The following is a 26654-nucleotide window of genomic DNA, read 5'->3' on the forward strand; positions in this document are numbered from 1 at the left end:
TGGGGCCCTGCCTTGTGGGCTTGATGCAAATCAATCGCCGTGCAGGATGCGGTCGCCTTCGATCTCGACGTCGTCGAACTGGCCACGCTCGATGGCCCACCAGAGCCCGCCAAGGATCGCGAGGACCAGCACCACGGACAGCGGAATGAGCAGGAAGAGGATGTCCATCAGCGCCACTTCTTCCCGGCGGCCGCGAGCCGCGCCGCATTGAGGACTACCACGAGCGAACTCGCGGCCATGCCGAGGCCGGCGAGCCACGCCGGCAACCAGCCCGCGACGGCGAGCGGCACGCACAGCGCGTTGTAGCCCGCGGCCCAAAAGAGGTTCTGGCGCACCACGCGCAGCGTCTTGCGGGCCTGTGCGATGGCTTGCGGAATGGTGGCGAGCCTGTCGCCCAGCACTACTAAATGGGCGTGCGCGCGCGACAGCGGCACGGAACGGCCGAACGCGAACGAAGCGTTCGCGCGCGCCAGCGAAGGGCCGTCATTGAGGCCATCGCCCACCATCGCGATCTGCCTTCCCTCCGCCTGCAGCCGCCAGAGCACGTCGAGCTTGTCCTCCGGTGTGCAGCCGCCCTCTGCGAAATCGACGCCGCAGCGTGAGCCGATTTCCTTTGCGGCGCTGCGGCGGTCGCCCGAGAGCAGCCGCACGGTCAGGCCCTGTGCACGCAACGCAGCCACTGCAGCGGCGGCATCGGCGCGCAGCTCTTCCATGAGAACGAAGCTGGCGACCCATCCCCGCTCGTCGGCCAGGTGGACTTGTGCCGCGTCCACCCCCAGCGGACTCACGCCGCAGAAGCTCGACGAGCCGAGGCGCGTGCGCTGGCCCGTCCCCGAGCCCGCGCGCGTCCGCCGCATCAGGCCCTCGAGCCCGAGCCCCACGGCTTCTACGCCCTGTTCCACCGTCCAGCCGGGCGGAGAGCGGAACTGGGCATTCCACGCATTCACCAGTGCCTGCGCGACGGGGTGCAGTGACTGCGCGGCGAGGGCTGCCGCCATCTCGAGCGCATCGCCGGGCCGCAGGCCCTGCCGGCAATAGATGCGCTCGAGGCGCGGGATGTCGCCCGTCAATGTGCCAGTCTTGTCGAACACCACCGTATCGACCGATGCCAGCGCCTCCAGCGCCTGCAGGTTGGAGGTCAGCACGCCATCGCGCGCCAGGGCGCCGGCGCTGGCGAGCATGGCGGCCGGTGTCGCGAGCGACAGTGCACACGGGCAGGTCACGATGAGCACCGCGACCGCCACCATCAGCGCCTTGCCCGGGTCCGCGTGCCACCAGAACACCGCCGCCAACGCGGCCGATGCGAGTACTGCAACGAGAAACGGCCTCGCCACCCGGTCCGCCAGCAGTGCCAAGCGCGGCTTGCGCGAGGCAGCGCTTTCCATCAGCCGGACGATCTGGGAAAAACGCGTGCCCTCGCCCACCGATTCGATCCGCACCCGGACCACCGCCGAGAGGTTGTGGCTGCCGGCCAGCACGCGGTCGCCACAGGGCCGCGGCACAGGGCGGGATTCGCCGGTCAGCAGAGCCTCGTCGGCGCTGGTGTCGCCTTCGATCACCACGCCGTCGGCGGGGAAGGCTTCGCCCGGGCGCACCCGCACCACATCTCCCACGGCGAGCCGGCGCACCGCCACCCGCCTCCAGCTGCCGTCGGCGGCAAGGCGATCGACGCCATCCGGCAGCCGGTTCATCAAGGCATCGAGGGAGCCGGCGGTGCGCTCGCGCAGCCGTGCCTCCAGCCAGCGGCCGGTGAGCAGGAAGAACACAAACATCGTCAGCGAGTCGAAGTAGACCTCGTGGCCGAGCGAGCCACCGGCGTCGAAGGTGGCGGCGCTGCTGACCGCGAAGGTCACGAACACGCCGAAGGCCACGGGAAGATCCATGCCGACTCGGCCCATGCGCAGGTCACGCCAGGCGCTGCGAAAGAAGGGACCGCAGGAGAAGAGCACGACGGGCAGGGTGAGCACCCAGGAGGCCCAGCGCAGCAGTTGCGCCGCATCGGCCGTCATGTCGCCCGGCCTGGCGACATAGGCCGGGTAGGCGTACATCATCACTTGCATCATGCAGAAGCCCGAGACCAGCCAGCGCCACAAGGCCAGCCGTGATTCGCGCCGGCGCAGTTCCCTGGCGGAGCGGTCGCTGCCGGGCAGGAGCCGGTAGCCGGACTTCGCGGCGGCCTCGAACCACCGTGAGGGCCGCGTCTGCGCGGGCGACCAGACCACGCGCGCGCCCCGGCTCGCCGCGTTGACTTGTGCTTCGCTCACGCCGGGTACCTGCCGCAGCGCGGCCTCGACGGTGAAGGCGCAGGCCGCGCAGTGCATGCCCTCGACCACGACCTGAGACTCCCAATGGCCTCCATCGGCGGAATCCAGTTCACGGCCGAAGGCGGCCCATTCGGCCGGATCGTCCAGCACCTGCCAGGCCTCTTCGCTGGCTGCGGCGGGGAGTACGGGGATCGCGATCCGATCGGGGGCAAGCGTGGCATTCATCGGCCGAGCCTAAGAGCTTGGCCTTGCGAAGCGCTTGATCTGAATCAAGCCGCATCGCCCGGAGCGCGCCTAAGCTCGGCTGCCGCACGCTATGTGGAGATCCTCATGTTCAAACGCATCCTCGTCGCCACCGACGGCACCGCCCTTTCGAAGAAGGCCGTCGACAGCGCCATCTCGCTGGCGGTGCAGAACGACTCGGACCTGGTCGCCTTGACCGTCGTTCCCCGATACCCGAAGAGCTATTTCGAAGGCTCGATGACCTTCTCGGCCGAAGACATCGGCCGCATTGAAAAGCAGTGGGCCGAGAAGGCACAGGACATGCTCGACAAGGTGCGGGATCGCGCACGGGAACGTGGCGTACGGATCAAGACGGCGCAAGCCAGTTCGGACCTGGTCGCCGAATCGATCATCGCGGCAGCAAAGAAGCACAAGAGCGATCTGATCGTGATGGCCTCGCACGGACGCAAGGGCCTGAAGCGCCTGCTGCTGGGGAGCGAGACGCAGCAGGTTCTGGTGCGCTCGTCGCTGCCGGTTCTGGTGCTGCGGTAGCGGTCTGGCGTCATGTGCAGTGCGCCTCGCCCTCCGGTTGATTGCGACGAACTTCTGCATAGCGCAGCTCAACTCCAACCAAAGGTCTGCCGGTCGCATCGGTATCCAAGCAAAGAGCCTGCGCTTGAGATTCCATTGCGAAGAGAGCCGAGACCACCCAGGCGCGGGCAACTCTCGACATGAGCCGCGCCGAAGGCGATCTGAACAAGGCGAAGACCACCATGGTCTATGCGATGGGGCGCCGTCTGGTGCGTCGGTGAACGTAGTTCCCCTTGAGCCACCAAAAGCTGAAGAGTTGAGGTCGTCGCTTGCGAGCCGGCTTATGCGAAGCAAGCGCATTCGCTGTGTGTCGGAGTGGCGCTTGGCGAGTGACAGCATGGTTACTCAGGCGGTCGTCATAAAAAAGGCGCAAAGCGCAAGCACAAACCGTGTCGAAAGAGCAGCGTCATGCGCTGAAGGCAATCTTTGGATACTTAATCGACATCCCATATTCTGGCGATGTCGGTGGTGGTTGCGACCCCCTACGCTCAAGGCGGCCTGCGAGCGTTGGTTTGATGACGCGCGTTTGGCCCCGCGAGAATTCCTGAGAGAGTCGAAGGCTCGAGCGCGGTACCCCGTCATAAATCCCAACCATGATCGAAACAGAGACGTTGCCCGACGAGGAATTGGGCACGCGGGCCATTGAATGGCGCCGACGAGCGCTACAGGGTGAACTGCACGCTCGCGGCATAGCGCATCAACTGGAGGCGGAGCTACGGCGACGCGCTGGTGCGCCCCATCTTGACCACGACACCCTGGACCTGAGGCCTCTTAAGCATCGGCAGGAACGGCGCCGTTGGTGGAAGCCTTGGTAAGTCGACCGTTCGCGCGCAGCGGCGTGTGAAGGGCCTGCTATTTCTTGTTCAACAGGTGGCGGTCTCCGACTGTTCTCCAATCGAGCTATGGCTGCATCTGCCAGCAACGCGGAACACCCACGCTCGGGCTCGGCCTGAGATCGCGACGCGATGACGCGCTCTTACCGTCCACGATAAGCGCGCCGGTGCCCCGAATCAGTGGCGGGAAGGAGGCAAAGGAGGAGTGCCCGGGGGAAATCAGAGTCGATCGCCGAGGCATCGATGATTTCAAACGCCGTCTCCGACAATGACCTTTGCCTGCCGAACCGACGCGAGCGAATCCGCTGGAGCAACCGAATGCACCGCGACCAACCCTCTTTGGATTTGACCCGTGGTTTCTCACGAATGCGCCAACCACCGATAAGTGGGCGTTTACGAAGTTTGCACGTAGGTGCAGCCGCGTTTGCTCATGCTGCAATGATTGCTACCGGTCCCTTTCGGACCTCGAGGTTACGTCTCCGGCACAATTGCGGTCATTCGCCCGGAGCTCTGTTGGTGAGCATATCTTTGTCCGGGTCGTTGAGCGACACAGCGTAAGCGGCTCGGCGTCCCACCTTGATGGCAGTTGGTGGAGCCTCGTATGCGTTTTGCCGATCAGGCTGCGGGTCGCCAGTTGTGTGGAAGCTGCGGACGTCTTTGAGGTAAGTCCACGGATCGTGGCCATGCATCTTGGGCGACCGCACGAGACTCATCACGGCCGCAGCACGTTGACCAGCCAGTTCGCTGCCCTACTGCTACGGCGGCCGCATGCTCAAACCTGAGCCGCCTGCATAGCCCTCCTCCGAGTCACGCAGGCTGATCGCTCGACGTCGTCGCCTCAGACTTCCGTCACGAACTGGTCACGCGGCCGGCGCACCTTGGTGAGGTTGACCAGCCAGTCTTCGTCCGCCACGCGGTAGCCCACGGGCAGGATGGCGACGCTGCGCAAGCCGCGTGCGCGCAGGCCCAGGATGTCGTCGAGCGCCGCGGGGTCGAAGCCCTCCATGGGGGTGCTGTCCACTTCTTCGTGCGCCGCTGCAATCAGTGCCGCGGCCAGCCCGATGTAAGCCTGGCGGGCCGCATGCGCGAAGTTGACCTCGCTGCCGCGCTGCGGGTAGCTGCCGAGCAGCATGGCACGGTAGTTTTCCCAACCTTCGTTCTTCGTGCCGCGCACGGTGTTGGTCAGGTCGAACATGTGGTTGATGCGCTCAGCGGTGTAGTCGTCCCAGGCAGCGAAGACGAGCAGGTGCGAGCAATCGACGACTTGGCCCTGGTTCCAAGCGATTGGCTTGATGCGTTCGCGAACCGCCGCGTCGGTAACCACGAAGATCTCGAACGGCTGAAGGCCGCTGGACGTCGGCGCCAGGCGGGCGGCCTCGAGGATGCGCTCAAGCTTTTCCTTCGGGACCTTGCGCGTTGCATCCATTTTCTTGGTCGCATAGCGCCACTGCAAGGTGGCGAGCAGTTGGGCTGCATTGGGTTCGTCGGTGGCGGGTTTGGTAGAAGAATTGGACATGAATCGTTCGGTCTGATTGGAAGGTTGGGCACGCACAATACGCCCCCTCCGGATTTTCAAAGTCTTTGCATGGGGCGCTGGGCGCGCCGGAGCGTTACTCAGTTTCCGCGGTGGAAACAATCGTGGCCCAGCCCGAGCCCGCTCAGAGCATGCCGAGTTGGTCGTAGAAGATGCGATGCGTCAGGATTGACCGTGGGAGCTCCCCAGCGCATGCACCACGTGTGCGAGCAAAAGCTCGGCGCCACAGCGCATGTCCACCAGCTTCGTGCATAGCCATAGCGCGTCGCTGCAAAGGGGTCCAAAAAAGCCCACCTGAGCGCAAAAAGAAAAAGGGGGGGTAAGTGCCTACCCCACCTGCAAACCCGCATGGATACTGGGTTGCTGGCGGAGAGTGTGGCCCCGCATTCTAACTACAGGGCCGTGCAAGGGCAACCAACAAGGTACAAAAACTGTTTAAAAACAGCCACTTAGCCGGCAGCCATAGTGCAGCAAGATGCAGCAAAAATCAGGGCAGTGCAACATAAAAAAGGGGGTAATATTGGGGGTACAGCCAGTTCGGATGCGGATTCTGGCTATACCACTTTTGTATGCGCCACAACCTGCTGACCGACGCTGCCGTAAAAAGCAAAAACAAACCACCTGGCTACTACCTCGACGGCCGTGGCTTGTACCTACAGATAGCGCCCAGGGGCGGCCGGTCATGGTTGCTGCGGTACAGCCTAAACGGCAAATCGCGAGAGATGGGGTTGGGCTCCGTTTATGACGTGGGATTGGCACGCGCACGGGAGCTGGCGCAGCAGCAGCGTGAGCTAATAAACCAGGGCATCGACCCCATCTCCCATCGCTCAGCTGCCCTCGTGCAGCGAAAAGCTGCGGAGGTTAAAGCGGCGCAAACCAGCGTGACCTTCGAGGCATGCGCCCGCGAGTACCACAAGGCCCACGCGGACAACTGGAAGAACGCCAAGCACGGCGACCAGTGGATCAACACCTTAACAACGTACATTTTTCCGGTATGCGGCAAGCTTCCGATTGGCGCAGTGGGCAAAGCGGAGATTCACAAGGCACTCTCGCCCATCTGGAAGAAGAAGGCAGAAACGGCGAGCCGCATATTTCAGCGGATTCGCACCGTTCTCAATTACGGCGCCGCCAAGGACTACTGCACCGGCCTCGACCAAGAATTCTGGGAGCAACTGAAGCTGGCGCTAGGAGCCAATGATCGCGCGCGGAAAGTCGAGCACCACGCCTCGTGCCCGCATGCTGAAGTTGCCGCTCTGCTGTCCAAGGTCAAAGCCGGCACCGCCACACCTGCGGTCAAGCTGGCTTTCGAATTCATCGTGCTCACAGGGGCCCGCAGCGGGGAAGCTCGTGGCGCTCGGTGGTCCGAATTCGACGCCAGTTTTTCAACCTGGATCGTGCCAGGCGAGCGCATGAAGGCCGGTCGTGAGCACCGGGTGCCATTGTCAACGCGCGCTCGAGAAGTCCTGCTCGAAACGCGTAAGCTGCAAGGCATCGCAGATGACCAGGCATCCAATGGCTTGGTGTTTTCCAATCCCAAGAGCAAACCCTACAGCGACATGGTGTTCACCCAGCTAATGCGCCGCATGGAACTGGACTACACGATGCACGGATTCAGAGCCAGCTTTCGTACTTGGGGAATGGAAGCCACTAATTACCCGGATGAGCTTCTGGAGTTTGCACTGGCACACGTCGTTGGTGACCAAACAGTACGCGCCTACGCGCGTAGCGACATGGTGGAAAAGCGCAAGCAGCTAATGGAGGACTGGGCTAATTACCTTCAAGGGAAGTGAAGTCAAACTTGGGAGCGAAGCTCCTGACTCCCAAACTTCTGGTTCAGACGGTAAACCAAGGCCTCCCTTGTTTGCGCTCCCTTGGCACTCACTAGAGGGCAATCCACGATAAGGCCATTCTTTGAAGACGAGGAACACTCCGGCTTGCTGATGGTCGCACCAAGGCGCAGTCGCCTCGGCCGTCGCATCGAACTAGGCGACGGGCGCCCTCACCCGGTCGGAGCCGGTCTGCGCTTCGCGTGGGCCGGCTTTTTTCGTGGAGCTGCCCCTGTGCCAGGGCGGTTTTTCATTGACTCCAGTTCAGCCGAGCATAAAGCGGTCAACGTCACGCGTTGTGCGCAGGACGCTCGAGGCCTCAATGCCATAGGTACGCGCCAATGTCGCGCTGGCTTCCAGGATGCCTGCGTTCAGGCCCACGTCAAACGCAGCCACAGTGAGTTCGCCCAGGCGCGCGAAGCGCGTGAGCAGGGCGTCCATGACCTGCTTCTGTTGGAGGTCGAGGGAGGCGGTGTACCCGGCCACCCGCGCCGCAATGGCCTGGGTGCTTTCCTGGACTTGTCTCGCAAGGATGCTGGAGAGCACCTGTCCAGCAATCGAACCGATGAGTGCGCCAAGAACAGGCACCGGAATCACGGCCTGGCCGATGGCGGTCGCAGCAGCAACCATGCCGACCTCGGCGCACACCATGCAGCCAGTATCCACCAGCTGTTCCAGCGTGAGGTCGCCCGCGCGATATCCCTGCACTAGAGGCGCCAGTCCCTTGACCGCGGACACCACGGCGCCTGCCAAAGGGGCGGACATGCTGGCGCAGTTCGTCATCAAATAAAGCGCCCCACCGGTCGCGCCACCAATGGCTGCGCCCTGGGCGGTATCCAAGCCGACGTCTTGCCAGTCCTCGGCGGTAAATTCGCCCTTGAAGATGTTCTTGCCTTCCCGGTACTTGCCGAAGGACGCTCGCACGAACGACACACCCGCACCGACCCCCGCGGCAATCGCGGTCGTCTTGAGGCCTTCCTGCCACGAAGGCGCGTATTCGGCCTGGATGTCTTCCACGCGCTTCTCATTGGCGCGCGAGAGCTCATCCTGTCTTTCGTCCAGGGTCTCATCGATGCGCCCCAACTGAACTTCCTTGTAGCCAAAGGAGGCAGGGCGGACCGCATCATCGAATTCGCGGCCTGTCAGCGCTTCGATGTTCTGGACCGATTCCTTCAGCCGCTCGATGGACATGGGGCTCAGTTCGGTGGCTTCGCCGCGAAGCGCCTTCTGCAAGAGTTCGTACTGGTCTTTGGGAATGAGGTAGTGGCTCGTCCCTTCGGGGAAGTCGGGGTACTTCTCCAGGTGCTCGGTCACGCCACCGAGGGTGTTGCGAATCCCGTTGTAGAACTTGGATTGCACATCGGACTCTCCCAGGATGATGTCCACTGGGCCAATCCGGTCGGGATGCGAGCTTGCCGAAGGGGTCAACCCGCTCAAGACGTCCCAGGCGTTGCGCACGCCCACTTCTGCGACCTCCGCGATTTCGCCGTGCTTGGTCGCGGGCGAACCGAGGATGTTGCCAGGCTTGTCGATGAACTCCCGAACGGTGTCGATGTAGATGCTAGCCTGCTCGAATAGGAGGTTCTGCGCATCCACCTTGGCGGCGCCGGCCGCGTCGCGCGCGGTATTGGCCAGCTGCACCAGCGAGGCCATTGTCTGGTCGAACAGCGAGTCGGTTTTCACAGTGGTTGTGTCAGCCATGTCAGGGTCTTGCCGGCGCCGGAGGCACGCTTGGGTTGGATGCAAGGGTCAACTTCTATCGTCGAAGGCCATGCCCGGTAGCCCGCCTTCGTGCGGGACCTCGCCGTCGCTCAGTCGAATGAATCTTTGGAGCTCGCGCACTTCACATAAAGCTGGGCAACCACAACGGACGCGACCCCGGCAAGGAACGCAATGATGTGGGTCTTGAGGTATTCGGTCGGACTTGGGATGAGCATGGAGAGTCTCCTTTGATGGGGGGGCGGTGTTCAAGCGGGCTGCGGCGTCGGCTCGGATTGACGGCCATTCATCTGCGCTTTCTTGCGCATGTACGCGATTTGGACCACACAGGGCACCGTCACGCGATAGGCCGGACTCGCCATGTCTGCAAGCGCCCATGCACCCGTTACAGCCCATCCAATAGGACCCGCCAGAACTGCGATGGGCCGGGCAATCACGGAAGTTGCGCCAATGGCCAGGCCTCGGCCGAGCAGCGCTTGAACCGAAGCAGCCGCCACCGAACGCGAGAGGTGGTATGCCATGACCGAGCTGAGTGCTGCCGCTGCGATTCCTGCGCTGATGGCCGCAGCGCTGCGCTGCGCAAGGTCTGCCGCGCCGGGAATGCCGAGGTCATTCAAAATCAGTTCGCGCTGGTCGGGCTTCATTTTCTCGAAGGACGCGGCCAACAGAGCGTTCATGATGCCGTCTTCAACTTCGGGCGTGCTGGCGTATTTGTCGAATTCCACCTTCAGATGCTCGGCCACATCGCGAACGATTTCGTCGTAGGGCACTGTCGCCGCTTGAGTCGACGAGGACCCGGACGCCGAGGAGGTGAGACTGCCGAGCAAACCGCGCATGTTGCGCATCAGGTTTGCGACCGTGTTGCCACCAAACTGGCGCAGCTCGCTTTCAATCAGCATCCGCTCATTCGGACCGTAGGCCTGCGCGGATTTAGCGCGCACCAGCTGTGCGCAAACATCGTTGTCCAGTGCCATACGGCCTTTTCCAGAGTCGGTGATGTAGTCGACCAGAACGTCGAGGTCGCCGGTGTCGGCCCCGCGAAGGATTTCGGCCAGGGGGGCCGGGGAGAGAGAGCGAGCCATGTTCAATTCCTTGCAATGGTGGTCCCGACGATGCCGCACAGGGTCAGCAAGACGGGAAGATGTTCTTTGGAGACGCCGTCAAAGCGGAAGGGTATAGATGCGGCGATTGCAGCCGTGGAGACCTTGGCAGCGTGACGAAACTCCCGAACCTCGGTCGCCAGGTTTTCGTCCTCGTCGTCTTCGACGGTGTTCAGGAGCAATCCCAGCTTGACTGCCTCATTGGCGACTTCCAGGGAGTTCGTCGTTTTCATTGCCTGCAGGTCAGAAACCCTCTCCCCGAACTGTCTGGCTGGCAGTGCCTGAAGGAAGGTCAGCGTGCTGGTGGCAAGGCTGGCCCAATCCTTCGGCCGCATGAGCAGGAAGGCGGGCGGCACCCCAAGTGCATCCGCGAGTCGGCAGACCACATCCAAGGTCGGGTTCGGCGCAGGGTCCTCTGGTCCCGTCCCAAGATACTTGGCCAGTGTCGAGCGCCCCATGTCGGCCCGTGCAGCCAAGTCCGTCTGCGTCAGAGAGCCTAGATTCCCCTCCTCACCCTCCCCCGCAACGCGCATCGCGCGCCGCACGGCATCGGCAAAGCTGCGCGATACGGCCTCGAAAAGCCGAGACTCCCCAGCGGCTAGTTCATTCACGTTGGAACCTTCTTTTGTTGGAATGGCCGGCAGTTTACGAACTACCTGTCCATCCGCCGAAGTCCGACTGTCCAGCATGCAAGACATTGCGAGCTTGCGGGCGCTCAGCCGTTCTGCTACCAGCAACCAGTGGCGCGTTTCCAGCATGACAGCACATGCAAACAACCCAAGCAAGTGTGTCCACTATCGTAGACAAAGCGCGAGCACCCACGGGTCTTTTGCCATCAGTGCTGGGCATACTTTGCCGGTCCCGAACAACCAATCCACAACCGAGGAGCCAACGTGCTGAAATTTTCTGAAGCTGCCGAGATGAGAGACCGTGTTGTCAAAGCCGAGGGTGACCTCAGCGCGTCTCGCGACGAGTTGGTCCAGCAATGCACCCAGCTCCACACCCTGCGCTCGGAGGTGGGACGCACGCTGGTGGCCGACGTCGAAGCTTATGTGAACACGCTGGCGCGCCACCCCAAGACCTATGACAGGACCTTTGAGTTGTATCACCTGCACCTGCAGCAGTTCGATGATTCGAGCCAGATGTTCAGCGAAGGCTTCAGCCAGGATATTCGTGATGCCGCAACCGTCGGTAGCGCAACGGCGGGCCTGGGTGCCGCCGCGGGCGCGGCCACTGCCTTCGGAGCGCCCACTGCCGCACTCGCCATTGCCACGACTTTTGGGACCGCATCGACCGGGACTGCAATTTCGGCGCTCACCGGTGCCGCGGCGACCAATGCAGCGCTGGCGTGGCTTGGGGGCGGTACGCTTGCCGTAGGCGGTGGGGGGATGGCGGCCGGCAATGCGCTACTCGCAATGGCCGGCCCGGTGGGCATCGCTCTCGCCGGTACATCGCTGATTGCGGGTGTCGGCTGGGCGGCCTACAAGAATCGTTGCACCATTGAGGAAGCCACCGAGCGCTTGCAGCAGCTCTCGGAGACCCACGCAGCTGTCCAGCGGCAATCCATGGAGGTTTCCGGACTGTATGCCCTGACGGTTGAGCACACGCACAAACTGCGTCAACTGCTCAGTGACTTCGCAGCGGATGCCTCGAAGGATTACCTGGCGTTCACCGACCGCCAGAAGGAGCTGTTGGGCGCCATGCACAACAACGTGCTGGCACTGACCCGATTGCTCAAGCTGAAGCCCGGCGAGATGGCAGACTTGACCGAACCTGTTGAGGAGTCGGAGCTTGCGGCCGCGCGCGATGGCATTGTCAAAGAGGCCTACACGCCGAACTTCGTCATGCACCCTGCCGCCGAGCCTACGGGAAATGCGCTGAACAGTCTGGCTTCAGCGGCAGGGCCGCTTGCATCACTCAAGCGAATGTTTGCATAAGGCGGACTTGCGAAATCTCAAGTCTCTCGCTTTGCGAGGCAGGGTGGCAAGGATTGGTTCAAGGGCCATGTGAGCCAGGGAGTGACCTTCGATGTTCGCATCTGCGGAAAAGGCACTTTGCGTGCCGCGCCGGTTGTCGCTTCCCTACGACCGGTGCGGCAACATGGTGCCTTGATGCCTTCACAATCGGCTTCAATCCACGAGAAGCAAAAAAATGCCAGCGATCCACTTTGTCGAGCGTCTGGGAAACACCCACAAGGTTAGCGATGCACAACATCCGCACGAGTACGACTGTGGATACTGGGTCGTCGCGGTGAGCACCGCCGAACGGCTTGTCGCAGAGCAAGCCGACCTCTACCTCCACGACGGACAGGCGGCGCCTTCGAGGTTTGGCGGCACGATTCTCGGCTTCCGCGTGCACCAGGGTGGCCCGGAGAACGGCCGCATCGTCTTCCGCATTCAGGCGACTCCGGCACACCGCGGGGTCACAACCGGCCGGGAAGGCTGGGGGAACGAAAAGAAAATCGTTTGGTGACAAGGCGGCGCGTCTGCGCCTGGTGGAAAGCCAACTGCCGCTACGACTGCCAATCCTTCTCGCCGGTCTTGACCAGAATCAAGCCGCCCAGCAACGTTCCAATGGGGAAACCCAAAAGCAAGATGACGCCGAGGATTCTCGACACTACCTTGCCCCAGTCGGCTCCCCTTCTTGCGCCTTGCGCCGCACAGAGGTGCAGGCCAATCGGGACGGCGGCAATGGCGCCTAGTATCCAAAGACCGGCCAGGTTGCTGGTCGACCTCGTGACCACCGCGTAGACGATGAAGAGGAAGACGCACAGATAGCACACGGCAATGCCCACATGCATGCGCACCAACGAGACATTTCGCATTTTTCCCCTCCTCACAGCCACTCCATATCGCACTTGCCGATTGTTCCTGAAGGCAGGTTTGTATGCACGCGCTTCAGAAGCCGCGACCTCCTAAGCAGCGGCAAACTGTTGTGCGCGCACCGCGAATGCCTGCTGCTGGGGCGTAGCCAAGCAGCCGGTCTTGGGTAAAGTGAGCGCCCGAAAGTCCAGCGTCCACCTCCGCCGTCTGTCTCAAACATGCTCCTTTCGCGCACCGCACTCCCGCTCAAGGCCACTCAGGTTGCGCACGCACAGACGGCCCAGAGTCCGTTGCCGCCATCAGCTCTCGGCCAGAGGAACACCTGATGTCTCGAGACTGCGAAAGGGCCCGCGAGGCCAGGAAGTCGCTACTGGAGGGGGAAGCCCTGTTAGCAAAGCCGGGCGGTCGCCACCACAAGTCGATGCGGCGCTTCGTCCTGAGGCACGCGAAGCTGCAGGAAGGGCTGACCTGGTTCCATCTCGTGTATTGCAACGACGAGGGCTACAGCCCGGCACAGCTTGAGGTCATTGATGCCTTGGCTCGGGTCCTGATGTCTGCCGCCGTCCTTGAGGGGCTCGAACTGGGCCTTGAGGTCGAGCAAGTCGAGCGTGACGAGGCGCGCCAGGACAAAGGCCGCCTCGTCATGGAATCAGCCTGGACTTCAGTGCCGCCAGAGACCGCGTCCATGGACGAGCTTCGGCAGCTCGCCTCCTTCGTCGTGGCGAAGTTCCGAGGATTGCTGGCATTCCTCGACCAGCGCAGCGAGCTCTTCGAGTCGTGCCCCGATTACCAGATTCGAGGGCTGGAGATACCGCCGCCTGCGAAGTCCTGGGTCGTGGTGGCCGAGGACAAACGGACGGGTTGGCCGCTGTGGGAATACTGCACGGACCACGCTGATGCCAAGGAACGTCGAGCACTGATGAAAGCCCATGCCTATCGTTTCAGCAAGTTCGAGATTCTTGACCCGCGGGCGCTGAAAGACTTGAGTGCCTCGTTGTTCGCAAGCTCGACTTCGCCAGCCAATCCCTGGCCCTTCCCGCCGGACCCATCCGCCCCCTCGGCTGCTTGCGAGTAGACGGCAACTGCCGTGGTCCCCGGCCGCACTGCCGCTCCTTGCCGACTCTAAGCTTTCGCCAACGACTTCAGATGCCTGCACTGATAAGAGACCGAATTGCGGTCGCTTCATTAATCTTACGTGCCTCGAACTTTCCATACACGGAAAAGTGAAGATGGCTATAAACGGTCTTCGCTTGCTGGCGATACAGGATGCCGAGGGGACCAAATTGTTCCGACGGTCTCTTCAAAAGCCACGCGAAGCGGCCTGTCGCATGCATCAGGCGAGCTACGGCTTGTGGCACGAAGATGTGCTGCGCCGTGCCAGCCAAGACAATCTGGGAGAGCTTGGATAGGTGCTCCTCGTTCAAATCTGCTGGCACAAGACTGCTTCGCCCGACAGTCGGAAGGTGCAGCAGCTCTATGAACGAGACTTGGTTCGCGTGCTCCGGGGTAAAGCCAATGCGGGCGAAGCTGCGGTGATAGAAGCGGCCGTCCCCTGAGTACTGAGGCAGCAGAAACGGGTGATGCACTTGGTGGCTGCGCCAGAAGGCGGCCCCGTCCTTGTGATACTCCCGCAGCTTCGCGAAAATTGGCTTGGCATCTATCTGCGCTTCATAGTTTGCGTCAAGGCCAATGAACAGGAACTTGGCCTCCTCCGGATTCACGCCTTGGTAGGGCTTATCGCGAAATAGCGAGTTCAGGGCCTGGCTTGGATGCTCGATGAACATACACAAGGCATCAAATGTTGGCGTTATGCCGATGGCTCGAACGGGCCGAGCTGGGCAACGACTTCGCCGGCGCGAAAGTCGCGAACCCGAAAAGGGACAGTGGCCGCTCGAGCCTCAACGGTGCGCGACCTACCGACCACTGAATGGCACCCCAAAGCGATACGGGTCATCCTCGTAAATGCGAAGGGCTCCACTGTCGGTCAGGCACTTCGTCGCTACGAGCGCGTCGACAGCCTCCATGACACGGCGTTCAGCTTCAGCGGGCATACGGGCCATGCCTATCAGGCGGCACACCGCCCTCGCGGTATCGGGTCGAGAAGGCCACCCCGCTTCGCGAACCACATGCAATACCAGGGCTGCTACCTCCTCGATGCAGACTTCGGTAACGTGCCGTTTGGACCCTTCGGTCACGTCGGCGATGCGGAAACCGTTCCAGGTCTTCGGTTCGGCGTCGGCTGGCCAATAGAAGGTCTCATGGACTTCTTCCGTCCGCGGCAAACTGGCCGGGACCAGGGACCTGAGACGCTCGACAATCTTGGCGCCCGTGCGTTCAAGGCCCCACGCCCTCGCGACCCGCTTGAGCAGGGTCGACTCGGGAATCGGGCCCTCGGTTTCCACAATGAGCTGAAGCTGGTCCGCAAGTCGGCTGTTCGAATGGGACTCATAAAAAGCAAGCGGGTTGCCGGGTTCGACAATAGCCGGTGCGTAGACAGGCAAGCCGCTTCCTTGCGACCCATCGGGGACCACCTGAGCTGCTGCTCGAATCGTCTCGGGCACTTCTGTTGCGCCCCGTGCTTCAGGGCTAGCGTCGGCAACCTCTGTGTCGAGCGACGCCTCCGGCGTTGGCGAGTATTCGTTCGGCGCGCCCCCCGCGTCGTCATCGTCCCCTACTTCTTCCACCAGCGACTGAAGCAATGCCGATAGCTTCTGAACCTCGCCCTCGGGATTGACCCACCAGTCCGTGGACCAGATGCGGTGAATTTTCCAGCCAAGGCCCTCAAGGACCAGCTGGCGCAAGCGGTCGCGGTCACGCGCCGTGGCTCCAGAATGGTATGCGCGGCCATCGCACTCGATTCCGACCAGGTAGCGGCCCGGGGCACGCGGGTCCACGACGGCGAGGTCGATGCGGTAGCCCGAGCAGCCCACCTGAGGATGCACCGTCCACCCCAGGTCGCGCAGGACCTTGATGACCGCAAGTTCGAATGGACTCTCGGGCTCCAAGCCGGTCGGGGAGCTCTGCTCGACCAGCGCCCGCGCACCGCGGATGGCGAACTCGAGATAGTGCTTCAGGTCGCGCACGCCGGCGGCGCGCACCCTTGCGAGGTCGATTTGCTCTGGCATCAGCGTGCTGTAGATGACCACCGCTTCACGCGCTCGAGAGATGGCGACATTCAGGCGACGGTGACCCCCTTCGCCATTCAGTGGCCCGAAGTTCATGGTCGTCTTGCCTGCGGCGTCGGGCCCGTAGGTAATGGAGAAGAAGATGACGTCGCGCTCGTCGCCCTGAACGTTCTCGAGGTTCTTGACGAACAGTTTCTCGCGCGTCTGCGCCGCAATGGCGCGGTCCAGGTCCGAATTCGCGCGGCGCCGGGCATCCAGCAACGTGTCGATGAGCGACTGCTGCGTCTGGTTGAACGTGACAACACCGAGGGTCAGGTCACGCTTCTTTGGATTCAGAAAGTGCTCTTCAATGCCCGCCACGATGGCTTCCGCCTCTGCGCGGTTCGTCCTGCTGCCCCCGCGGTCGTAGACACCTGCGACGCGCTGGAACTTGACGGCCAGGTCGTCGGTCACCGGAGACGGGAAGGTCACCAGCGAATCGTCGTAGTAGCGATGGTTGCTGAACGTGATGAGGCTTTCGTGGCGGCTGCGGTAGTGCCACTTGAGGCTGAGCTTGTTCATACCCGCCCCAAGGCACTCGTCCAGGATGCTCTCGAGGTCCTCGACCCGTTCTTCGTCGCCAGAGCTGCCCTCTTCGCTGTCGGAGGACTTATTGAAGAAGTTGGTGGGAGGCAGCTGCTTGGGGTCGCCAACGACCACCACCTGCTTGCCGCGTGCAATCACGCCCACCGCATCCCACACCGGAATCTGAGATGCTTCGTCAAAGATGACCAGGTCGAACTGCGAGAAGCCAGCGTCGAGGTACTGCGATACCGAAAGCGGTGACATCAGCAGGCATGGCTTGAGCTTGGGAAGGAGGGTGGGCATAGCCTGAACCAGCTGGCGCACAGGCATGTGCGCGCGCTGCTTCTGGCGCTCGCGCAGGAGACGCCCCATTTCCGGGTTTGCCTTTGCCGCGACGCCCGCTGCGGAAGGGACTCTCCCCGCCAGGGTGGCAGCAAGGTAGCGTTCCGTGAGCTTCTGGAAGCTCGCATCGGCGGCCCGGAACTCCCGAATCTTGCGTTCATGCTCGGCGCTCGCAAAGTTGCGAAGGATGGGGTCCGCATCGATGGCCTTCTTCGCCCACCAATTGCGGTAGCTGAACTCGAAGTGCTCGTCGACCTCGCTCAAGCCGATGACGCCGCGCTCAAGGTCCGACACGAGGCCTTGGAGCCCTTGCGCAATGGCGTGGTCACGCACATTCCGCCACAGGCACCATGCTTGCAAACGCTGCTTGGACGACTGCCAGCCGGCGATGACGCCTTGGATGCGATCCAAAGCCCCATCGGCGTGGCCCGGTCCAGCCATCGGCGCAATCGGCTTCGCAGCGTCGTTCACCGCGTCGAGTTTCTGGCGCATGTCGCGCAGAGCGCCGCGGAACTCGAGGAGCGCCTGTCCAACCTTGCCGTTGGCCTCAAGCGCGACGCGGTTCTCCGCGACCAGCGGCTGCAAGGCACTTCGCAGGGCCTGTGCGCGCGCATCGTCGCCTTCAGTGACTCGCGCCACCGCCTGCGTGAACTGCTTTGCCCAATCATCGTGAGCCGCCACCGCGCTCCAATCGGTTTTCAGGCCGTCGTAGGCGTCATCGAGCAAGGCCTGTGCATCGGCGTGCATTGACCGCAGCACTTGGTCTTCCTCGTTCAGCTCCATCAAGGGCTGGAGCATCGCGTCGACCTGGGCCGCCGTGGGGCGCTTCTTGTCTTCGCGGAAGGCGGCCAGCTTCGCCGTGATGGCACGTTTGCCCAGTATCGCCTTCAGCCACCAGGATGCGTTCGCCTGTGACCAGTTTGAAAGGAGTTCGGCGCCATTAAGCTTCGCCAGCTGCGGCGTCCATCCGGACCCGGCGCTTTCCCAGTGGGCGGCCCGCGCGGTGCCGTGCTTCACCAGCGCCTGGAGGCGTGCATGTGTCGCGGGTTCGTGGGCTTGCCGCGCAACCGCAACGGGCACCTTGGGTGCCGCAAGCAATATGTCGGCAAGCGTGTCCATGTTCCCAAGGGTGTCCATGCTCGACCCCGCCAGGCTCAGCCCAAGGAGTGCCTCGAGTGTTTGTGCCTTGGCATGGAGTACCGTGGTCACGCGGGCCAGGTCCTGGCAAACGACAAGAAGGTTGTCCCCCCAGGTGTTACTCCATTGCGTCATGCCAATGAGGCTGAGCGGGTGACCATGCAATCCACCGATGGAGCCCGCCAGCGTGGCCATGCTGCGCGAGGTTTCCCTGAGCTTGTCGAGCTCGTCGCGCGTGTGCGTCATGGCATCGGCCCACGGCATCGAGGACGGCTCTTTGGCGCTCTTGCCGATGCAGGTGCCGATGGCATCGAAGACCGTGAGACCGTTGGGGTAGGCCTGATGCAACGAGCCGACGAGACCATTCAGTTCCTGGCGCAGCTGCGCGAGGCGCTCCGCCTCCCGCGACCAGTCGTCAGCCGTGCGCTGGCCGGCCATGTCCAGCGCGCTGCCCAACTGCTGCAAGACTTCCGATTTCTTCGATTTCGATGAATGAAGCTCCAGGCAGAATGGCCCCAGCCCGATGGCTTCGAGCCGCCGATGCACGACCGAGAGCGCCGCCATCTTCTCGGACACGAAAAGAACAGTTTTTCCGCGCCCAAGCGTGTGGGCAATGAGGTTGGTGATGGTTTGGCTCTTACCGGTGCCCGGCGGCCCCTCGAGCACCAGGTCGCGACCCGTGTCGACGGAGCAGATGGCTTTCAGCTGCGACGAGTCGGACAGAAGCGGCGCAAGGATGTCTTGAGGTCTGTGGCTCTGGTCCAACTGCTCGAATTCCCCGACCTCGCCATCCCGTTCAAAAGCCTGACCTGGGTTGTCGATGAGGTGCTTCACCACACGATTGGCCTTGAGCTGCTCGGTGCGGTCCTGCAGGTCCTTCCACATCAGGTACTTCGTGAAGGAGAAAAGGCCCAGGTGGGCCTCCTCGCGGACTTCCCAGTGCTTGATTTCAGCGACGGCCAGGCGAAAGGCCTGCAGCACGCGGGCCACGTCGATGCCCTTCTCGTCATTGGGCATGACCTCCAGCCCGGGAACACGAAGTTCAAAGTTCGCCTTGAGGAACTGCAGGAGCGTCGGATTGACGATGGCCTCATCGTCGTGCCTCGCCAGCCTGAAGCCGGAACGCACGGACTGGCGTTGGAGCGTGACAGGGACCAGAAGAATCGGAGCGAGGTTCCGGCGCTCCGACTTCTCATCCTCCGTCCACCGCAACAGGCCGATGGCCAGGTACAGCGTGTTGGCGCCGCCTTCCTCCAAGCCCGTGCGCGCGGCGGTATGGATGGCCAGCAGGCGTCCATCCAGTTCGTCCGCTTTCACTTCGGCAAGCAAATCTCTGTTCGCCAATGCGTCGAGCGCCATGTCATCCAGCGGAGAGCTGCCGCTGCGGCCGGCGTGGACCTGGGCCATGCGCGGGTCGGCACCCTCCATGATGGCGGGCAGCGGCCGGACCTTGAAGTCCTTGCCATCAGACAACACGTCTTCAAGGCGCGCCAGGTCCGGGGCAATCAGCTTCAGCGTCGTCCTCGTGGCTTTGAAGTTCAGGAGCTTGTTGCGCAGCGTCAAGTCCAGGAGACGGGATTTCCACTTTGACAGGCGTCCCTCTGGCGTGTCGTCATAGGGAAGGTCCAGTGGGGTGAGCGCGGCCACGTCCAGGTCTGGCAGCCGCGGGGTCGGCTCGATAGCAACCGGCGGTTCGTCCTCTACGGTTTCTGCTCGCCGGACGTGCGCCGCCCTGGATGGCAGAGGCTTGATTTGGACTTCGCGCGCACGGTGAATGTCCACCGCGTACCGGAAAGACTCCTCGTCAAGCAGATGGCCGTTGCCCTGCTCCATCGCGATTCGCAAGGTGGGATGATGGCTGTGGTGCAGTGCAATGCCCGTGGTCTCGAAGACCAGGAGCTCCCCGCTGTCGACGCGCTTGCGCACGGCCTGCACGTCATCGGTCAGGGGGTCCGGAAAGCTCGCCTGGTGGAGCCACACGCCCACCCAGGCATGGCCCTCCTTGAACAGGACCACCGGCCGCAGGCCGGCCTGCTCAAAGCAGGACGCGAACAGCATCGCCAGGTCGAGGCACGTGGCGACCCCGGCGTCAAGGATGCGGTCCGGCGTGCGAATCTTCTGGCCATCGGTTCCGAACGATGCAGGCGGCTCCGAGTAGTGCAGCCCGGCGGCCGCGATGGTGCTGTAAACGGCGGATATCTGCTTCCAGACGACGTCCCGATTCTTGGACTGGTAGCCATTCATCGACAGCTCGCTGTGAGCGGACCTCAGGAGCCCAGATGCTTTGTGAATCAGTACATCGATGGCCGGATTGTTCGGCATGCAGAAGGCTGCGAGCAGTTCCGGCAGCGCCCGGGTGCCGGCCCACTGGTCGTAGGCGAGGACCTCGACCGCCTGTGTCTTGCGCGCCAGTTCCGTACTTCCCGCCGTGACCGCCACCGCAATCGTTGCCCGGGCGGCTTCCTGAAGGTCGGCCAGGAAGGAGTGGTCCGGGCGCAGGTCGATGGGCGAGATTCGGCGCGACTCGCTGGGTGCCAAGCGGTCGAACCGCAGCCTGGCCCCTTCGGCGAATCGCGGATTGCAGCTCAACAGTACCTCGAGGCTTTCGAGAGCCACAGGCCCGTTGTTGGTCAGTCGCAAGGACCGGATGACCGGCACGGCGTTCTGAATCGAGGCATACCCCAGCGTCCCATCCGCTTCGATGTCAATGAGGACCACTTCAAGTGGAACGCTTGGCTCTGTGCTCTCTTTGGAACCAATCGGCAAGGCTTCATCGTTTTTTAGGACGTCCAACTTTCACTCCTCCAGAGGAAAAGCCATTTTGCGCCGGTGCAACGAGTCTTGGCGCACACGTCCGGGTTGCCGCCTACTTTTTCCAAGAAGATCTACTGCGCACCCAGTCGACTGCGCGTCGATCGAGCGAGATCGGTAGCGCCGGGTCCTGAGCTCGCCATCCGGCGAGCCAATAGGGAAAGTGAGTCGCACGCAGTTTGCGTACGCCGCTCGCACTCGACTGACGATAAGTGGGCGTTTACGAAGCTGACGCGATTGCACCCCAGCAATGAAAGCCCGCCCAGTCAGCTATCGAAAATGTGGCTTATGGGGAACTCAACTCACCGGCCCCCCTAATCATTCGCAACTTCGCTCGCCGATTCAACGCTGAGGATCGAGTGACTAAGCAGTGCGTATCCATCTTGCAGCGATTGCCGTCGTCGGACTCCAAGTCACCGATGTCTGCATTGAGGCCGATATCCGACGACCAGGTCCGAGAGTACGGCTGCCGGACTCAGTGCTATAGCCCTGGCTACTCTGAAATTTCAGCGCGTCGCCTACTCGATTCCCAGATACCGGACAGTACTTTCCCGCTTCGTATGCGCTACCGATGAGCGAGTACGACCCAGGTGAGCGTTGCCACCGCGAAGCTCCGTCGAGCGGCTTTCATGGCTTTTCCGCGTTCGCGATTTCGGCAGCCATCTGGTAGCTCCCGCCCAGCCAGCGGTTTGACAGCCGATCGATGGTGCCATTGGCTCGCATGTCCTTCACCGCCTCGCTCACGACTGGCTGGTTTTTCGCCATGGCCAAGCCGAGAGCTGACAGGTGAGGATGGCACCGACCCCCTTGATCCGCGGCTTGTTCACTTTGACGTACTTCATGCCGACCGCAAGTCAGCGCTCAAAGAATTTCCTTGGGTTGATCGAAGACTAGTTGAGAACTGTCGCGGGCGGTCATATGGCCGCCGCCCTCCAAACGCTGGACGGGTTCGACATGGCCATGCGAATCGCCCCGAGAACCAGGTCAACACACGCTGATGCCCGATGACGATGCCTGTGCGGCTGACCAGCAGCCCCCAATGCTCAGGACCATCACCTTCTCGCCAGGCGGCAGCACGCAGCGTCGCTGGCAGTTCCCGACCGAGAAGGAAATTGAAAGCCGTCGCACCACGTGCTGTGACTTGTCCGCGATGCGGCCTCTCCCGTTCGGACATCCAGAGACACCCAGGTACTGCGAGAGTTTCAAAGGTGTTTGTGCTGGCGGCGCCCCCTTGCCTTCGGTCATTGCTCAGGCCCTCGCCGTCTCGCCTTGCACCGGTTAACACAAGACTGTCACCCCACCATCGACGATCCAGGTGTTTTGGTGCGTATCAGGCACCACTGTGCGTCCGTTTTCGAGCCTACCGCTCACCTCCCTCGCTATCTACGATGAACAGCACGCGGCCTTCTGCCGTGATCCGTGCCTGACAACCCTTGGGAGTTGAACGGCAACTTGCTGCCAGTCGCCTGGCAGGCCAGGCCCGCGCAATCGGGCCGCCCTTTTGGAGATCCCGCCATGTCCCCCACAGATGACACCTTGCAACCCACGAGCGAGAAGCCCAAAGATCTGGTGCCTTCCCGTTACGCCCTACGCATCGGCGATATCGACGCGCTGGTGGTCAGCGACGGCGTGCTGCCGCTGCCGACCTCGACGATGGCCACCAACGTCGACCCGGCGGACCTGGCGAGTTGGCTGGACCAGATGTTCATGCCGCCCGACAAGTACGACTGGCCGCTGAACGTGATGGTGGCCCGCAGCGGCAAGCAGACCATCCTCATCGACGCGGGTCTGGGTGGCCAGTTCCCGGGCTTTCCGCGCGCCGGGCAGTTCCCTCAGCGTCTGGCCGCGGCCGGCATCGAGCTCGAGTCCGTCACCGACGTGATCGTCACCCATATGCACATGGACCACGTGGGCGGGCTGCTCGTTCCCGGCATCAAGGAACGCCTGCGCCCGGACGTGCGCATCCACGTGGCCAAGGCCGAAGTCGATTTCTGGATCTCGCCCGATTTCTCCCAGACAGTGATGCCGAATCCGGTGCCGGAGGTGCTCCGCTCGACGGCCACGAGCTTCTACAACGAATACCGCGACCGGCTGCAGACCTTCGAGGAGCGGCGCGAGGTGGCACCGGGTGTGGTGGTCCGCCGTACCGGCGGCCACACCCCGGGACACAGCGTGGTCGACCTGGTGTCGGGCGGCGAGCGCCTGATGTTCGCCGGCGACGCGATGTTCCCGGTCGCGTTCGACCATCCCGACTGGCAAAACGGCTTCGAACACGACCCCGAGAAAGCGGCTCGCGTTCGCATCGGCCTCTTCCGCGAACTGGCGCAAACCCGCGGACTGCTGGTGGCAGCTCACCTGCCCTTCCCATCCATCGGCCGGGTAGCAATCGACGGTGACATCTTTCGCTGGGTTCCGATCATCTGGGACTACTGAACGCAGTCCGCGGCGCGCGAGCAGCAGGCCGCTGGCCCGTTGCGCCGCATCGTCACGCCCAGGCTTTTTCTTTTTCCCCCGCGGTCCTCGCGAACGGGTACCTCAGCCGCTCTGAGGCCGGAGCCACACATGACCCATCGTCTCAACTACATCAAGCAATCGCCCGAGCTCTTCAAGAAGCTGATCGAGTTCAGCACGCTCGTGGACAGCGGCACTATCGAGCAAACGACTCGGGACCTCGTCTCGATCCGCGCATCGCAGATCAACGGCTGCGCGTTCTGCCTCGACATGCACATCAAGGAGGCCAAGATCCACGGCGAGCGTGAACTGCGCATCCACCACCTGGCCGCATGGCGTGAATCGACGCTTTTCGTTCCGCGTGAGCGTGCGGCCCTGGCCTGGACCGAAGCACTGACCAAGCTGCCTGAACTCGGCGTGCCCGACGACATCTACGAGCGCGTGCGCACGCAGCTGTCGGAGAAAGAGCTCTCGGACCTGACCTTCAGCGTCATGGCCATCAATGCATGGAACCGCGTGAACGTCGCATTCCAGACCGTGCCCGGATCGTCCGACAAGGCCTTCGGCCTCGACAAGGCGAACCTCTCCTGAGTTCCTGCAGCAGGCGCAGGCACCGCCTCCGGCGGTGCCTGCTTGCCGTGTTCGTGCGCAGCGGTGTTCTTCGCGCCGCAGTTCGTGGCGCTGTCAGCGCAGCCTCCCGCCTCGCCATCGGTGACCGCGCATCGCGTTCAGTGCGCCCTTCTGATCGATGCGTCTGCACGAACTCTGCCACTCCAAGAAAGACCTCCATGTTTCTGAATGACCGAGAGCCGCCCGCGCGGCGTCTCTTCCTGCGCCAGATCGGCGGCGCCTCCGGTGCTGCGGCGCTCGCGGCGCCAGCACTGCTGGGTGGCCTCGCCCCTGCGCCGAAGCGGGCGCAGGGCGTCGCAGCCCACCCGGCCGACAGTGTCCGCCCTTCGGGCTACCTGTCGCTAGGCCCGCAGGAAGCCGCCTGCGTCGAGGCCGTCGTCAACGTGATGTGTCCGGCGGACACGATGACGCCGAACGGGGTCGACTGCGGCTTGCATCTGTACATCGATCGGCAGCTGGCCGGTGCCTGGGGGCGCGGTGACCAGCTCTACCGACAGGGCCCCTGGCACCCCGGCAAACCGCAGCACGGCTACCAGTCGCCCCTCACGCCGGAGCAGCACTTCAAGGCAGGCCTCGCAATGCTTCGCCGCGAGGTTCAACGACGTACCGGCAAGGCCATCGAGCAGCTCGAAGACGACCGGCTCGATGCCCTGCTGCAGGAGGTCGCTGTCGGCGGGATGGACGACGAGCGCTATGCGCTCGGTGCGTGGTTCAACGACTTTTTCTATCCGCTGTTCGTCCAGGCCTGCTTTGCCGACCCGATGTACGGCGGCAACCGCGACAAGTCCTTCTGGCGCGCCGTCGGCTTCCCCGGCCTGCCCGCCTTTCACGCGCGCAACGTGGTCCAGTACCGCGGCCTGCCCTTCCCCGGCGCGGCCAAGCCGCAGTCGATCGAGGACTTCAGCTGAAGGCATTCCCCATGACTCAAAAACTCCCCAAGCGCTCCGTCGTCTTCGTCGGCGGCGGCCTCACCGCCGGCCTGGCGGCACGGCAGATGATGAACTCCGGCATCGACGTGCTGGTGCTCGAGCGCGGTGGCGATCTCGCCGGCAGTGCGGCCGCCACGCTGCCCAACCAGCGCGACGAATTGCGCTGGGGCGTGCGCAACGGCCTGGTGCAGAACTGGGCCAACGAGACCTACACGCTGCGTCATGCAATCAGCGAGAGCGCGCTGCCCGTGCGCCGCATGGAGGCGTTCCTCCCTGGCGAAGGCATGGGCGGCGCGGCCAATCATTGGAACGGGCAAACCTGGCGCTGGGCCGAGTACGACCCCGCTCTGCGCACCCGCCTCGAATCCCGCTACGGCAAGGCCGCGATTCCACGCGAGATGACGGTGCAGGACTGGGGCGTCAGCTACGCAGAGATGGAGCCGTACCACGACCTGTTCGAACAACTTTTCGGCATCGCGGGGCGGGCCGGCAATGTCGGCGGGCGACTGATCGAGGGCGGCAACCCTTTCGAGGCGCCCCGAAAACGCGATTTTCCGCAGCCACCGCTCGAGATCCTCGAGTCGGGCCGGATCTTCAAGGCCGCCGCGCAAAGCCTTGGCTACAAGCCGTTCCCGCTGCCCGCGGCCAACTCTCCGCGCGCCTACACCAACCCGGACGGCGCGAGCCTTGCGCCGTGCCAGTATTGCGGCCATTGCGAGCGCTTCATCTGCGAAGCCAATGCAAAGGCCAGCCCGGCGGTGCTGCTGTATCCCTTGCTGCAGAAGCAGCGCAATTTCGAGATTCGTCTTCACTCGCAGGTCACCGGCCTCGTCTATGACAAGCACGCCAGGCGCGTGACGGCCGTGCAGTTCATCGACCTGCAGACCGCGCAAACGTACGAGCAGCCGGCCGATGTCGTCGTGCTGTCCGGCTTCACCATGACCAACACCAAGCTGCTGCTCACGAGCGGCATCGGGCGCCCCTACGACCCGAAGACGGGCAAGGGCGTGGTCGGCAAGAACTTCTGCTATCAGGTGATGTCCTCGGTGCCGGTGTTCTTCAAGGATCGCTTCATCAACCCGTTCATGGCGTCGGGCGCCTCGCAGATGGTGGTGGACGAATTCAATGGCGACAACTTCGACCACGCCGGGCTCGGCTTCTTCGGCGGCGGCTACATCTACTCGAACGTGACGAACGGCCGCCCCATCAATGCCCGGCTCCATCCGGCCGGGACGCCGCGCTGGGGGTCGGCATGGAAGCAGGCGAACGCCGACTGGTACGCGCACGCCTTCAACGTCGCGGTGCACGGCAGCAACTACCCGCACAGCCAGAACTACCTCGACCTCGATCCGACGTACCGGGACGCCTACGGCTCGCCGCTGCTGCGCATGACCTTCAATTTCCACGAGAACGACCACCGGATGAGCGAGTACGTCACGAACAAGGCCGCCGGGATCGCGCGCGCCATGGGGGCCACCACGGTCGGAACCCCGCAACCCCGGCGAGGCGACTTCGATGCGCGCCAGTACCAGACAACGCACACCACGGGTGGAACGATCATGGGGGCCGATCCCGCAACGAGCGTGGTGTCGCCGCGGCTTCAGCACTGGGATGCGCAGAACCTCTTCGTGGTCGGCGCCTCGGTCTATGCGCACAACGCGGGATACAACCCGACCGGTCCGCTCGCGGCACTGGCGCTGCGCCTGGGCGACGACCTGGTGCGCTATGCAAAGCAGCCGCGCATGCTTTGAGGG

General features: G+C 63.1%; 20 protein-coding genes and 1 pseudogene. 9 read left to right on the top strand and 12 right to left on the bottom strand.

The window, feature by feature from the left end; all coding sequences use genetic code 11:
• Positions 1-30: 30 nt before the first annotated feature.
• Together ccoS and ACEOAB_RS23255 are read right to left on the bottom strand one after the other, a co-directional pair.
• Positions 31-168, bottom strand: a complete 138-nt coding sequence (gene ccoS, locus ACEOAB_RS23250; protein WP_056595060.1) for a cbb3-type cytochrome oxidase assembly protein CcoS — start codon at positions 166-168, stop codon at positions 31-33.
• Positions 168-2489, bottom strand: a complete 2322-nt coding sequence (locus tag ACEOAB_RS23255) for a heavy metal translocating P-type ATPase (protein ID WP_495653142.1) — start codon at positions 2487-2489, stop codon at positions 168-170. The genes ccoS and ACEOAB_RS23255 overlap by 1 nt, the downstream gene beginning before the upstream one ends.
• 105 nt (positions 2490-2594) lie before the next feature.
• Between ACEOAB_RS23255 and ACEOAB_RS23260 the strand changes: the two genes are divergently transcribed.
• On the top strand, positions 2595-3038 hold the full coding sequence (locus ACEOAB_RS23260; protein WP_413748653.1) for a universal stress protein: 444 nt from the start codon (positions 2595-2597) through the stop codon (positions 3036-3038).
• A 1522-nt stretch (positions 3039-4560) separates the two neighbouring features.
• Here the strand turns inward: ACEOAB_RS23260 and ACEOAB_RS23265 are convergent.
• Positions 4561-4659, bottom strand: a pseudogene (locus tag ACEOAB_RS23265) (transposase domain-containing protein); the annotation flags it as partial.
• Positions 4660-4748: 89 nt separating this feature from the next.
• The gene (locus ACEOAB_RS23270; protein ID WP_056595065.1) at positions 4749-5426 is read right to left on the bottom strand and encodes an NAD(P)H-dependent oxidoreductase; all 678 of its coding nucleotides are present in this window, start codon (positions 5424-5426) and stop codon (positions 4749-4751) included.
• A 587-nt stretch (positions 5427-6013) separates the two neighbouring features.
• On the opposite strand from ACEOAB_RS23270, the gene ACEOAB_RS23275 reads away from it, so the two are divergent.
• Entirely contained in the window at positions 6014-7234 is a 1221-nt protein-coding gene (locus ACEOAB_RS23275) for a tyrosine-type recombinase/integrase (RefSeq protein ID WP_413747763.1), read from the top strand.
• Between the two features lie 300 nt (positions 7235-7534).
• Here the strand turns inward: ACEOAB_RS23275 and ACEOAB_RS23280 are convergent, their stop codons facing one another.
• The 4 genes from ACEOAB_RS23280 to ACEOAB_RS23295 all read right to left on the bottom strand — a co-directional run bounded on the left by ACEOAB_RS23280 (position 7535) and on the right by ACEOAB_RS23295 (position 10847).
• Positions 7535-8971, bottom strand: coding sequence for a hypothetical protein (locus ACEOAB_RS23280; RefSeq protein WP_413747764.1), 1437 nt, complete (start codon positions 8969-8971; stop codon positions 7535-7537).
• A 110-nt stretch (positions 8972-9081) separates the two neighbouring features.
• On the bottom strand, positions 9082-9207 hold the full coding sequence (locus ACEOAB_RS23285) for a hypothetical protein (RefSeq protein WP_413747765.1): 126 nt from the start codon (positions 9205-9207) through the stop codon (positions 9082-9084).
• 30 nt (positions 9208-9237) lie between these two features.
• Entirely contained in the window at positions 9238-10071 is an 834-nt protein-coding gene (locus ACEOAB_RS23290) for a hypothetical protein (RefSeq protein ID WP_413747766.1), read from the bottom strand.
• A gap of 2 nt (positions 10072-10073) precedes the next feature.
• Positions 10074-10847: a helix-turn-helix domain-containing protein gene (locus ACEOAB_RS23295; RefSeq protein WP_413747767.1), complete on the bottom strand. Its 774-nt coding sequence runs from the start codon at positions 10845-10847 to the stop codon at positions 10074-10076.
• Between the two features lie 135 nt (positions 10848-10982).
• On the opposite strand from ACEOAB_RS23295, the gene ACEOAB_RS23300 reads away from it, so the two are divergent.
• Positions 10983-12026: a hypothetical protein gene (locus ACEOAB_RS23300; protein ID WP_413747768.1), complete on the top strand. Its 1044-nt coding sequence runs from the start codon at positions 10983-10985 to the stop codon at positions 12024-12026.
• 214 nt (positions 12027-12240) lie between these two features.
• Positions 12241-12561 carry a hypothetical protein gene (locus ACEOAB_RS23305; protein WP_413747769.1) on the top strand — a complete coding sequence of 107 codons (321 nt, stop codon included), beginning with the start codon at positions 12241-12243 and terminating at the stop codon, positions 12559-12561.
• Positions 12562-12601: 40 nt separating this feature from the next.
• Here the strand turns inward: ACEOAB_RS23305 and ACEOAB_RS23310 are convergent, their stop codons facing one another.
• A complete protein-coding gene (locus tag ACEOAB_RS23310; protein WP_413747770.1) occupies positions 12602-12913 on the bottom strand; it encodes a hypothetical protein in 312 nt (103 codons plus the stop codon).
• A 419-nt stretch (positions 12914-13332) separates the two neighbouring features.
• Here ACEOAB_RS23310 and ACEOAB_RS23315 point away from each other — a divergent pair, with 419 nt between their 5' ends.
• Positions 13333-13986: a hypothetical protein gene (locus ACEOAB_RS23315; RefSeq protein WP_413747771.1), complete on the top strand. Its 654-nt coding sequence runs from the start codon at positions 13333-13335 to the stop codon at positions 13984-13986.
• 67 nt (positions 13987-14053) lie between these two features.
• Here the strand turns inward: ACEOAB_RS23315 and ACEOAB_RS23320 are convergent, their stop codons facing one another.
• From ACEOAB_RS23320 to ACEOAB_RS23330, 3 genes are all read right to left on the bottom strand, one after another.
• A complete protein-coding gene (locus ACEOAB_RS23320; protein WP_413747772.1) occupies positions 14054-14695 on the bottom strand; it encodes a hypothetical protein in 642 nt (213 codons plus the stop codon).
• Positions 14696-14824: 129 nt separating this feature from the next.
• Complete coding sequence (gene proA, locus ACEOAB_RS23325) at positions 14825-20872, bottom strand: anti-phage protein ProA (protein ID WP_413747773.1); 6048 nt, start codon at positions 20870-20872, stop codon at positions 14825-14827.
• 645 nt (positions 20873-21517) lie between these two features.
• Positions 21518-21655 carry a hypothetical protein gene (locus ACEOAB_RS23330; RefSeq protein WP_413747774.1) on the bottom strand — a complete coding sequence of 46 codons (138 nt, stop codon included), beginning with the start codon at positions 21653-21655 and terminating at the stop codon, positions 21518-21520.
• A 750-nt stretch (positions 21656-22405) separates the two neighbouring features.
• Between ACEOAB_RS23330 and ACEOAB_RS23335 the strand changes: the two genes are divergently transcribed.
• The 4 genes from ACEOAB_RS23335 to ACEOAB_RS23350 all read left to right on the top strand — a co-directional run bounded on the left by ACEOAB_RS23335 (position 22406) and on the right by ACEOAB_RS23350 (position 26651).
• Complete coding sequence (locus tag ACEOAB_RS23335) at positions 22406-23323, top strand: MBL fold metallo-hydrolase (RefSeq protein WP_413747775.1); 918 nt, start codon at positions 22406-22408, stop codon at positions 23321-23323.
• Between the two features lie 129 nt (positions 23324-23452).
• On the top strand, positions 23453-23932 hold the full coding sequence (locus tag ACEOAB_RS23340) for a carboxymuconolactone decarboxylase family protein (RefSeq protein ID WP_413747776.1): 480 nt from the start codon (positions 23453-23455) through the stop codon (positions 23930-23932).
• A gap of 197 nt (positions 23933-24129) precedes the next feature.
• A complete protein-coding gene (locus tag ACEOAB_RS23345; RefSeq protein ID WP_495653143.1) occupies positions 24130-24879 on the top strand; it encodes a gluconate 2-dehydrogenase subunit 3 family protein in 750 nt (249 codons plus the stop codon).
• A gap of 11 nt (positions 24880-24890) precedes the next feature.
• Positions 24891-26651 carry a GMC family oxidoreductase gene (locus ACEOAB_RS23350; RefSeq protein ID WP_413747778.1) on the top strand — a complete coding sequence of 587 codons (1761 nt, stop codon included), beginning with the start codon at positions 24891-24893 and terminating at the stop codon, positions 26649-26651.
• Positions 26652-26654 lie beyond the last annotated feature (3 nt).

It is taken from the genome of Variovorax sp. Varisp53, assembly GCF_059491555.1.

Bases quoted from the DNA above. Each gene is read 5' to 3' on its own strand.
- ACEOAB_RS23310 (WP_413747770.1), bottom strand. From the start codon at position 12,913: ATGCGAAATGTCTCGTTGGTGCGCATGCATGTGGGCATTGCCGTGTGC.
- ACEOAB_RS23270 (WP_056595065.1), bottom strand. From the start codon at position 5,426: ATGTCCAATTCTTCTACCAAACCCGCCACCGACGAACCCAATGCAGCC.
- ACEOAB_RS23275 (WP_413747763.1), top strand. From the start codon at position 6,014: ATGCGCCACAACCTGCTGACCGACGCTGCCGTAAAAAGCAAAAACAAA.
- ACEOAB_RS23295 (WP_413747767.1), bottom strand. From the start codon at position 10,847: ATGCTGGAAACGCGCCACTGGTTGCTGGTAGCAGAACGGCTGAGCGCC.
- ACEOAB_RS23255 (WP_495653142.1), bottom strand. From the start codon at position 2,489: ATGAATGCCACGCTTGCCCCCGATCGGATCGCGATCCCCGTACTCCCC.
- ACEOAB_RS23320 (WP_413747772.1), bottom strand. From the start codon at position 14,695: ATGTTCATCGAGCATCCAAGCCAGGCCCTGAACTCGCTATTTCGCGAT.
- ACEOAB_RS23340 (WP_413747776.1), top strand. From the start codon at position 23,453: ATGACCCATCGTCTCAACTACATCAAGCAATCGCCCGAGCTCTTCAAG.
- ACEOAB_RS23330 (WP_413747774.1), bottom strand. From the start codon at position 21,655: ATGGCGAAAAACCAGCCAGTCGTGAGCGAGGCGGTGAAGGACATGCGA.
- ACEOAB_RS23290 (WP_413747766.1), bottom strand. From the start codon at position 10,071: ATGGCTCGCTCTCTCTCCCCGGCCCCCCTGGCCGAAATCCTTCGCGGG.
- ACEOAB_RS23315 (WP_413747771.1), top strand. From the start codon at position 13,333: ATGCGGCGCTTCGTCCTGAGGCACGCGAAGCTGCAGGAAGGGCTGACC.
- ACEOAB_RS23305 (WP_413747769.1), top strand. From the start codon at position 12,241: ATGCCAGCGATCCACTTTGTCGAGCGTCTGGGAAACACCCACAAGGTT.
- ACEOAB_RS23280 (WP_413747764.1), bottom strand. From the start codon at position 8,971: ATGGCTGACACAACCACTGTGAAAACCGACTCGCTGTTCGACCAGACA.
- ACEOAB_RS23345 (WP_495653143.1), top strand. From the start codon at position 24,130: ATGTTTCTGAATGACCGAGAGCCGCCCGCGCGGCGTCTCTTCCTGCGC.
- ACEOAB_RS23335 (WP_413747775.1), top strand. From the start codon at position 22,406: ATGTCCCCCACAGATGACACCTTGCAACCCACGAGCGAGAAGCCCAAA.
- ACEOAB_RS23260 (WP_413748653.1), top strand. From the start codon at position 2,595: ATGTTCAAACGCATCCTCGTCGCCACCGACGGCACCGCCCTTTCGAAG.
- ccoS (WP_056595060.1), bottom strand. From the start codon at position 168: ATGGACATCCTCTTCCTGCTCATTCCGCTGTCCGTGGTGCTGGTCCTC.
- ACEOAB_RS23350 (WP_413747778.1), top strand. From the start codon at position 24,891: ATGACTCAAAAACTCCCCAAGCGCTCCGTCGTCTTCGTCGGCGGCGGC.
- ACEOAB_RS23285 (WP_413747765.1), bottom strand. From the start codon at position 9,207: ATGCTCATCCCAAGTCCGACCGAATACCTCAAGACCCACATCATTGCG.